Raw genomic sequence first — 8633 nt, 5'->3', positions numbered from 1 at the left:
GTGGCATCGTTGTCGACCTCGACGTCGACAGTGGAAAGCTCGCTGTCGACGGGCCTGAGCACGACCAACAGCAATGTGGCGTCGCTGTCGACCTCGACGTCGACGGTGGAAAGCTCGTTGTCGACGGGCCTGAGCACGACGAACAGCAATGTGGCGTCGCTGTCGACCTCGACGTCGACGGCAACGAGTTCGCTGTCGACGGGGTTGAGTACGACGAACAGCAATGTGGCGTCGCTGTCGACTTCGACGTCGACGGCAACGAGTTCGCTGTCGACGGGCCTGAGCACGACGAACAGCAATGTGGCGTCGCTGTCGACTTCGACGTCGACGACGGCCAGCTCGCTGTCGACGGGGTTGAGCACGACCAACAGCAATGTGGCATCGTTGTCGACCTCGACGTCGACAGTGGAAAGCTCGCTGTCGACGGGGTTGAGTACGACCAACAGCAATGTGGCGTCGCTGTCGACCTCAGCGTCGACGACGGCCAGCTCGCTGTCGACGGGGTTAAGCACGACCAACAGCAACGTGTCTTCGTTGTCCACGGTCGTCTCCGCCACGCGCACGCACTACTACAGCGTGAACGATAACGGTACGCCGCAGGGCAACTACAACAATGATGGAGCGACCGGCAACAATTCGATGGCATTGGGCGTCAATGCAACGGCCTCCGGAACGAATGGGGTCGCTCTCGGTTACAGCGCGAATGCATCGGCAGAAGGCGCAACCGTGATCGGGGCAAACGCGTTGGGTAGTGGCAAGAACAGCGTCGCGATGGGCGCCAACGCAACGGCGAGCGCGCCGAACTCGGTCGCACTCGGCGCGGGATCGATTGCCGGTGAAGCCAACACGGTATCGGTCGGTGCGCCAGGTACAGAGCGGCGGATCACCAATGTGGGACCGGGTGTCAATCCGACCGACGCGGTGAATGTGTCGCAGCTCAACGCTGTTCAGGGCTCCGTGTCGGCTGTTGCACGAACTGCTTACTCGGGTGTGGCTGCCACCACAGCGCTGACGATGATTCCGGACGTCGATCTGGGCAAGACGATAGCGGTCGGTATCGGGACGGGGACTTACCAGGGCTACGGCGCGGTGGCTCTGGGCTTCACCGCACGGATCACAGAGAACCTGAAGATCAAGGGTGGCGTGGGCGCGAGCAGCGCGGGCCGTACCTACGGTGTCGGATTGGGCTACCAGTGGTAATGCGCCGGACAGGCGACGGGTGGTTGGCCCGCCGCCTGTCGATTACGTAAGGCTTTGGCGAATTGAAGATAAACGACATGAAACAAGAGGCTCTACATGCGTAACGCAATGTTGTGCGTAGCGGCGATGGTCGTGCTGGTTGGCTGCTCATCTGCGACCGGGCCGACGTTCAGTGCCTGGTCGGTCGACCGGCAGGACGGGCAACGGACTTACCGGGTCGATTGCCATGGATTGATCGAAAGCGCGGCTACCTGCTATCGAAAGGCGAGCGAAATCTGTCGCGATCAGAAGGTGCGTCCGGTCGAGGATCTGGCACCGTTGGGTTCGACGACGTCGGACGGCAAGCAGAACACCCGCTCGCTGATTTTCCAGTGTGGAGAGGCACCGCAGCCGGTAGCGGCAGAAGGTGCCGCAGCTGCGGTCCCTGCACCGATGGCCATGCTGGTACCACGGCAAATTACGCTGGCTGGCGATGCTAATTTCGATTTCAACAAGACAACTCTGACGCCTGCTGCGAAAGAGCGACTCGACAAGCTGGTGGCGGATGCGAAGGGAATGTCCTTCGGAACGGTCGCGATCGACGGCTATACCGACGGCGTCGGTTCCGACGCATACAACCTGCATTTGTCGCGAGCTCGCGCGCAGACCGTCGCGAATTACCTGAAATCGCACGGACTTAACGCCGCACAGTTCGACGTTCGCGGACATGGCAAGGCAGGACCGGTGGCGACGAACGAGACAGTGAAAGGCCGCTCGCAAAACCGGCGCGTCGAAATCACGTTGCCGCAGACCTAGTGCGTTTCCCTGGATGACTGCTTCCGGATCAAGTCCTCGTGCATATCCGGAAGTTGCCGGGGTTTGAGGATCGCCTGCTCCCCCGGGCTGATCCTCCTTTTTATTCCTGAGCGATTCAGCGAGGGCATCGCACAGTGGGTTCGGCGGCGCAACCCGATTCTTCGGGCAATGCGTGGACAATATTGGAACACATCAAAAACGGGGATGCATCGAAAGGTGCGCGGTAACAGACTATGCGTATTGGAATTTCACTTGTGACCCGGGCGGGCCAATCCATCTGGGACAATGGGCTCGGGCAGAACGTCTTCTTCCTGATTAAATTGCTGAAGGCGTTGCCGGCAGTGCGGGACGTCGTGCTGCTGAACTGCGGGCCGGAACCGCAACTTCCAGACGATATCCGCGCGCTGCTACCGGATCTGAAGCTGTTGTCGCCACAACAGGCGACAGACGCGATCGATATTGCGATCGAAATGAGCGGGGGGCTCGACATCGAGTGGCTGGACCATCTTCGCGCACGCGGCAAACGAACCGTCTATTTCTGTTGCGGGCAACCGTATGTCGGACTGATCGAGCCGAGCGTATTCAAGCGCGGGGGCTATTTTTCGCGTGCGAACCGATGCGACGAGATCTGGATCTTGCCCAAGGACCGCGTATTCCGGCCGATGCTCGAGACGCTGCATCGATGCCCGGTGTTCGAAGTACCGTATCTTTGGGATCCGATGTTCATCGATCAGCGAGCCCGCCTGTTAGGCGGCGTTGGCCGGCATTTCGGCTTCCAACCCACGCAGCGCTTGCCCGAAGTCACACGTGCGTTGCGTGTCGCAATTTTCGAACCGAACATTTCGGTCGTAAAGTGCTGCATGTTGCCGATGCTGATCGCCGATACGGCATACCGCTGCGCGCCAGACGCGGTTGCTGAGTTGACGGTGCTCAACAGCGCGCATTTCGAGCAGCATCCGACGTTCTCGTTCATGCGCAACGCGCTCGAACTGACAGGGGCAGGGCTCGTACGCGTCGATCACCGGCATGACTTCGTCGATTTCATGAGCCACGCCGCTGATGCGGTCGTCGCTCACCAGTGGCAGAACGATCAAAACAATCTGCATCTAGATGCACTGTACGGCGGATATCCGCTGGTTCATAACTCAGCGTGGCTGTCCGGGCTCGGCTACTACTACCCGGATTTCGACGTGCAGGCGGGCGCACAGGCGCTGGTTCGCGCGGCGCGGCAGCACGACGCGAAGGTCGCCGACTACAAGCGCGACGTATGCGCGTTCCTTGGCCGGTTGCATCCGCTCGCGGAGGAGAACGGCGCGCGCTATTTTAAGCAATTGCTCCATGTAAGCGCACGGGGTCGTCATGGAGGTCAATCATGCTGAAATCCAGGCGCCTCAAGGTCGGCATCACGATCTTCCTGCGTACCGGCCAGCAATCGATCTGGGAGAACGGTATCTTTCAGAACTGCTACTTCTTAGCAATGTTGCTTCGGCAGTCGCCGATCGTCGAGGCAGCCTATCTCGTCAACGGCGGCGACGGAAAGCCATCCGAAGCAAAATTGTTCCTCGAACATTCGCCGGTGCCGGTGATCAATCTCGATGCTGCGCGGGAAAAACTCGACGTCATCATTGAGCTGAGCGCGCAGTTGAATCCGGATTGGGCGCGTAGCTTCCGCGACCGGGGAGGTCGCGTGATCGGCATGCGCGTGGCGAACGACTATGTGATCGACATCGAGCGCATGATGTTCGGGCTGCCGCATGGGTTGTTGCTTTCCGGTACTCCGTATAGCGCGATCTGGACATTGCCGGCCTTTGCGAAGACATGTACCGGCTATTACGAAGCAGGGTCCCGTGCGCCGGTGAAGGTTATGCAGCACCTCTGGAATCCGGCGCTGCTGGAGCGATCGCTGAAGGCGGCGAGCGCGGAGCGGACATTCAGCTATGTGCCCGGGCGATCGCGCTGGCGCCTTGCGATTCTCGAACCGAACATCTGCATGGTGAAAACTGCGCATGTCGCGATGCTGACCGCGGATTTGGCATACCGGCAGGATCCCGATTTCATCGATTACCTGCGGGTTTTCAACGCGATGTCGCTCAAGGAGGATGCCGTCTTCGTTGGCTTCGCGCGCAGCCTCGATCTCACGCGTCATGGGCGAGCGAGCTACGAGCCGAGACTGCCAATCTACGAGATCCTGACCGTGCAGGCCGATGCCGTGATCTCACATCAATGGGAAAACGCGCAGAACTATCTGTATTACGAGGCGTTGTACGGAGGCTATCCGCTGATTCACAACTCCTCGTTGCTTGGTGGCTGCGGCTATCGTTACGACGGCTTTGATTGCCAGGACGGCGCATTGACGTTACGGCGCGCATTCGCCGAACATGACGCTCGTCTGGATGACTACCGTCGCACGGCCCGAGATTTCCTTGCATCGCTCAATCCTGAACTGCCAGCCAACGTCGAACAATACAGCGCAGCGATTGCGTCGGTGTTCGAGGAGCGATGATGCGCAATAACGTTTCGACGCCATTGCACGTCGTCGTCGCGACGGGCGCCGTCCTGGTGTTCGCATGGACATCGGTTCATCCTGGGAGTGTCGCGCGGGCGCAGCCGGCACCGTCAGCCATGGCCGCCAAGGCGCCGGCCACGTCGGTCACGATACTTGCACATGCGGCGCAGGAAATCGGTATTCGCCGCTGTTACGACGCTGTCGCCCAGGTATCGGCACGCGTTTTTGATCGTTCCGCGCGAGCGGACATCCTGTTGGACTGGCAACGTGCGAGCCCCGATGTTGGGCCACTGTTCTCGTTGTCTGGCATCGAATTTTCGCAATCCTCGGCCTTGCTGTCGCTCGTTACGGTGCCGGGCATCGGCGGCGGCTGTTCGGTGCTGGCCGAGCGTATTTCCAGTGCACCATTGTCCTGTACGCAGGTGGCTCGCAGCGAACTGAACGGCTATCACGCTACTCAACTCGTCAAATCCGTCATGGTCTACACCGAATCGACTCGTCCGCGCGAGACCGTCGTGCTCGTCGACACGCCGCCTTCCTGCCTGATCCTGCGCCGCCAGGTGCAGTTTCAATGGGGGGCCGTGCAATGACCGTGCTGCATGCCACGAGACAGGAAGCACGCGGGCCGCGCTCGCTTCGAATCGGTATCACGATTGGCCTGCATCACGAGGCCGAGAGCCTGTGGGTCAACGGCATCAAGCAAAATGCGTTGTATCTGATGCGCGTGTTTCAGCAATCGCCCCTTCGCCATCAGGTAGTGCTGGTAAATACGACGTCCGTTCCGATCACAGACAAGTTGCCGTGGGATCTCGAGTGTTATCCCATGCGGCGTTTCGACGATGTCAAGGACAACCTCGACATCCTGATCGAGCTCGGCGGCCAGATAAATGCCGATCAGACGCATTACATCAAGGCACGCGGCACGAAATTGGTCAGCTACTGTTGCGGCCCGGAGTACGTCCAGTTGATGGAGGCGATGATATTTGGTCGCCGAATGAGTGACTCGATGTTCATCAACCAGCAATACGACGAAGTCTGGGTGATTCCGCAAGTGGTTGAAACGAGCCTGCATTTTTTCAAGACGCTGCGCCGCAGCCCGGCACGCGAAGTTCCGTTCGTATGGGATCCGATGTGCATCGAAGCACGAACGCGAGATCTACCCAATCGGGGCGAATACCGCCCGGCCAGCGGCCCGCGTAGGCTATCTGTGATGGAGGCGAACATCGACGTACTGAAGTTCTGCCTCTATCCGATGCTGATTGCCGAGAACGCATATCGGCTCGTCGGTGAAGACATTTCTCATCTTCATGTCACCAACGCAGAACATCTTGCAACGCGCTGCCCCGAGTTCATCGGCATCGCGCGCTACTTGGACATCGTGCGTAACGGCAAGGCGAGCTTCGTCAGCCACTTTGAAACACCGCGCTTCTTGGCCGAACATACAGACATCGTCGTGTCTCATCAATGGGGGCTGGCGTTGAACTATTTTTACTTCGACGTGTGCTGGAACGGATATCCGTTCGTTCACAACGCGTACCTATGCCGCGAGCTCGGCTACTACTATCCGGACAATGACGTCGACGAGGGTGCACGCCAACTCGTTTATGCGATCCAGAACCATGACGCCGACTGGGAACAGTATCGAGCTCGTCAACGTCAGGTCATTGCACGCTATCTTTCGACCAACGGGGAAATCGTCACGCGCTATGACGAACTGATGCTGCAGCTCAACCGCGCGTGAGCGGCACGAGCGGGCGAGGAGGAGCAATGAGCAGCTACAGAACCCTGTTGGAGCAGTACGACCGATTGAAATTCCAGATCGAGCGCGAGAGGCAGATGGAGTGCGACCGCGTTGCGAACCTTGTGGCGAACCGCGTGCGCGAGGTACTGGAGGCATTCGGCTTTGACATGGATGTGGTGCCGCGCAACAAAGAACACATGCCGCTTGCAACGAAGAAGCGAAGTGTGGCCCCAAAATATTGGAATCCGCAAACAGGCCAGACGTGGAGCGGGCGCGGGCGTACGCCCCACTGGCTTGCCGGAAAAGATCGCGAACAGTATCGAATTCAGGCGACGACGGACGAAGACGCGGAGCGATACGTGCCCGTCGATACGGGCAGAACGTCGGAAACGGCAAACGACAGCCGCGGTCGGATCGATTGAATTTCAACCTTGTGTCCGCCTCGCGACAGGCTCCGCACCAACCTCTGCTTGATGATTGAAGACGCGCCGAGCGTACCATGACCGTTCAATTACCCATTTCTGTGCAGGTCGAGCACCTGCTCGACCGCAGCGATCTGATAGGAGCCGCGAAGTTGAGCGATGAGCATTGCACACGCGAAACGACCGATGCGGCGCTGCTGGCTGCCACGAGTCGCGTCATGCGAATGCGTGGCCGTCTTTCCGACGCAACGGTACTGCTGGAGCGTGCATTGGTACTCGATCCGAACAGCGGACCGACGCTGGTGGAGTGTGCAAGGCAGGCTGCCTCCAATGGCGACGCTGTTGGTGCGAACGATGCATATCGCCGTGCGTATCGGACCATGTCACCCGGAGAGTCCTGGGTACTTGAATGGATTGAGATGCAGGCGGCAAAGCCTGATGATATCGACATGCTCGAGGTGGCGACGCGCTTTTGCGACGCGCAGCCGGGCAGCGCGCGGGGCTGGTTCCATCTCGGTTTGCTGCATCAGCGCGCGGCCAGACATGACGCCGCGCTGGCCGCGTATATGCAGGCCGACCGACTCGATCCACGGGTCCCGATGCTGCAAAACAACATCGCGGCGGCGCATATCGAGCGGGGCGAACTGAGCCAGGCGCAAACGCTTCTCTACACGCTGCTCGAGCGGGAACCGGACAACGCGCTGGCTTGGAACAACCTAGCGGTGGTGTTGCTCGGCCAGTGTGACCTCGCGGGCAGTGAGGTGGCGTCGGAGCGAGCCTGTGCGCTTGCGCCCGACTATCCGGTAGCGTTGCAGACCCGCGTGCAGGTGCTCAAGGAGCAGCAACAATCGGATGCGGCGTTGATGGTCGCATTGCGCGCGCAGCAACTCGATCCCGTCAATCCGTCGATCACATGGGCGATAGCGATGCTGCAACTGGCGCGCGAGGATTACGCGAACGGTTGGGCCAACCATGAGGCGCGTTGGCTCGGTTCCCCAGAGCTGAGGGATTTGTCACCGAAACTTCCGTCTCCGCGCTGGAACGGCGAGTCGTTCACCGGTCGCACGCTATTCGTCTGGGGCGAACAGGGCAATGGCGACGCCATCCAATTCGTCCGCTTTTTGCCGCGGCTTGCCGAGCGTGTTCACATGGAGGGCGGCAAACTCGTCTATTGCTGTTTCTCGCAATTGCTGTCGCTCTTCGCGCGTAGCGTCGGCGATCACGTCGATGTGATTGTACCGCACGATACACTCACCCTTCCGGCACATGACTTCCATCTACCTCTGGGCAGTCTGCCGTATGTCCTAGGAGTTACTGGCGATCGCTTGGCCGAGGTGCCGCACTACCTGCGGGCGAATCCGGAAGCCGTTGCGCAACGGTGCGCACGGGCGCGCACGCGCCAACTAATGCGCGTCGGATTGGTCTGGAGTGGCAATCGTGTACATTCGCGCAATCTGTTGCGCTCGATTGACCCAACGATCTATGCGTGTGCGTTCCGCGACATCAACGACGTCGAGTTCGTGAGCTTGCAGGTTGACGCGTCGGCTGATGTCGCCGCGATGCGGCTTGCTGGGCTCTCGCTGGTCGATCCCACCGCTGACCTTCACTCATATGACGATACCGCGACGTTGCTGTCGACGCTGGATCTTGTCATCACGGTTTGCACGTCCGTCGCGCATCTCGCGGGTGCGATCGGTGTGCCGGTATGGCTGTTGCTGGACGTCAATCCACATTGGGTATGGTCGAGGCATCGTACCAACACTCCATGGTACCCGGGAACGACGCTGTATCGACAGTCTGCGTATCAGGAGTGGGAACCTGTCGTGGAACGGGTAGCGGACGACCTGAGGTGTCTCGTCGCCAGAGCAGCAGGCGGTGCGGCATACGCCGACGTATGACACGATGTGGCCGGTTAGGCGGGCTGCCTGTTTGATTGAAGATTTGGAGAACGATAATTGCGATCGCACTG

The 8633-nt window shown here is 59.8% G+C and carries 9 protein-coding genes; 8 read left to right on the top strand and 1 reads right to left on the bottom strand.

Annotation, left to right across the window (positions count from 1 at the left end; translation table 11 throughout):
* A partial coding sequence (locus tag WT24_RS35610; protein ID WP_306453350.1) for a hypothetical protein occupies nucleotides 1-542 on the bottom strand: 542 nt, incomplete at its 3' end.
* On the opposite strand from WT24_RS35610, the gene WT24_RS35605 reads away from it, so the two are divergent.
* The 8 genes from WT24_RS35605 to WT24_RS14340 all read left to right on the top strand — a co-directional run bounded on the left by WT24_RS35605 (nucleotide 535) and on the right by WT24_RS14340 (nucleotide 8562).
* Nucleotides 535-1200, top strand: a complete 666-nt coding sequence (locus tag WT24_RS35605; protein ID WP_306453349.1) for a YadA-like family protein — start codon at nucleotides 535-537, stop codon at nucleotides 1198-1200. The genes WT24_RS35610 and WT24_RS35605 overlap by 8 nt on opposite strands.
* Before the next feature lie 96 nt (nucleotides 1201-1296).
* Nucleotides 1297-1995, top strand: coding sequence for an OmpA family protein (locus WT24_RS32775; RefSeq protein WP_082742179.1), 699 nt, complete (start codon nucleotides 1297-1299; stop codon nucleotides 1993-1995).
* A gap of 233 nt (nucleotides 1996-2228) precedes the next feature.
* Nucleotides 2229-3374: a DUF2827 domain-containing protein gene (locus WT24_RS14365; protein WP_060034267.1), complete on the top strand. Its 1146-nt coding sequence runs from the start codon at nucleotides 2229-2231 to the stop codon at nucleotides 3372-3374.
* Nucleotides 3368-4498, top strand: coding sequence for a DUF2827 domain-containing protein (locus WT24_RS14360; RefSeq protein WP_060034264.1), 1131 nt, complete (start codon nucleotides 3368-3370; stop codon nucleotides 4496-4498). The genes WT24_RS14365 and WT24_RS14360 overlap by 7 nt, the downstream gene beginning before the upstream one ends.
* Nucleotides 4495-5091, top strand: coding sequence for a hypothetical protein (locus WT24_RS14355; protein ID WP_060034261.1), 597 nt, complete (start codon nucleotides 4495-4497; stop codon nucleotides 5089-5091). The genes WT24_RS14360 and WT24_RS14355 overlap by 4 nt, the downstream gene beginning before the upstream one ends.
* A complete protein-coding gene (locus WT24_RS14350; protein WP_060034258.1) occupies nucleotides 5088-6242 on the top strand; it encodes a DUF2827 domain-containing protein in 1155 nt (384 codons plus the stop codon). Before WT24_RS14355 ends, WT24_RS14350 begins: the two co-directional genes overlap by 4 nt.
* Before the next feature lie 26 nt (nucleotides 6243-6268).
* A complete protein-coding gene (locus tag WT24_RS14345; protein ID WP_060034255.1) occupies nucleotides 6269-6664 on the top strand; it encodes an H-NS family nucleoid-associated regulatory protein in 396 nt (131 codons plus the stop codon).
* A 77-nt stretch (nucleotides 6665-6741) separates the two neighbouring features.
* A complete protein-coding gene (locus tag WT24_RS14340; RefSeq protein WP_060034251.1) occupies nucleotides 6742-8562 on the top strand; it encodes a tetratricopeptide repeat protein in 1821 nt (606 codons plus the stop codon).
* The last annotated feature ends 71 nt before the right edge of the window (nucleotides 8563-8633 follow it).

Origin of the sequence: Burkholderia sp. MSMB1078WGS (assembly GCF_001528895.1) — a bacterium.
GTDB lineage: Bacteria > Pseudomonadota > Gammaproteobacteria > Burkholderiales > Burkholderiaceae > Burkholderia.
The sequence above is the reverse complement of the archived record's forward strand: the minus strand, read 5'-3'. Positions and strand labels throughout refer to the sequence as shown.

Bases quoted from the DNA above. Each gene is read 5' to 3' on its own strand.
- WT24_RS32775 (WP_082742179.1), top strand. From the start codon at position 1,297: ATGCGTAACGCAATGTTGTGCGTAGCGGCGATGGTCGTGCTGGTTGGC.
- WT24_RS14350 (WP_060034258.1), top strand. From the start codon at position 5,088: ATGACCGTGCTGCATGCCACGAGACAGGAAGCACGCGGGCCGCGCTCG.
- WT24_RS14340 (WP_060034251.1), top strand. From the start codon at position 6,742: ATGACCGTTCAATTACCCATTTCTGTGCAGGTCGAGCACCTGCTCGAC.
- WT24_RS14365 (WP_060034267.1), top strand. From the start codon at position 2,229: ATGCGTATTGGAATTTCACTTGTGACCCGGGCGGGCCAATCCATCTGG.
- WT24_RS14360 (WP_060034264.1), top strand. From the start codon at position 3,368: ATGCTGAAATCCAGGCGCCTCAAGGTCGGCATCACGATCTTCCTGCGT.
- WT24_RS14355 (WP_060034261.1), top strand. From the start codon at position 4,495: ATGATGCGCAATAACGTTTCGACGCCATTGCACGTCGTCGTCGCGACG.
- WT24_RS14345 (WP_060034255.1), top strand. From the start codon at position 6,269: ATGAGCAGCTACAGAACCCTGTTGGAGCAGTACGACCGATTGAAATTC.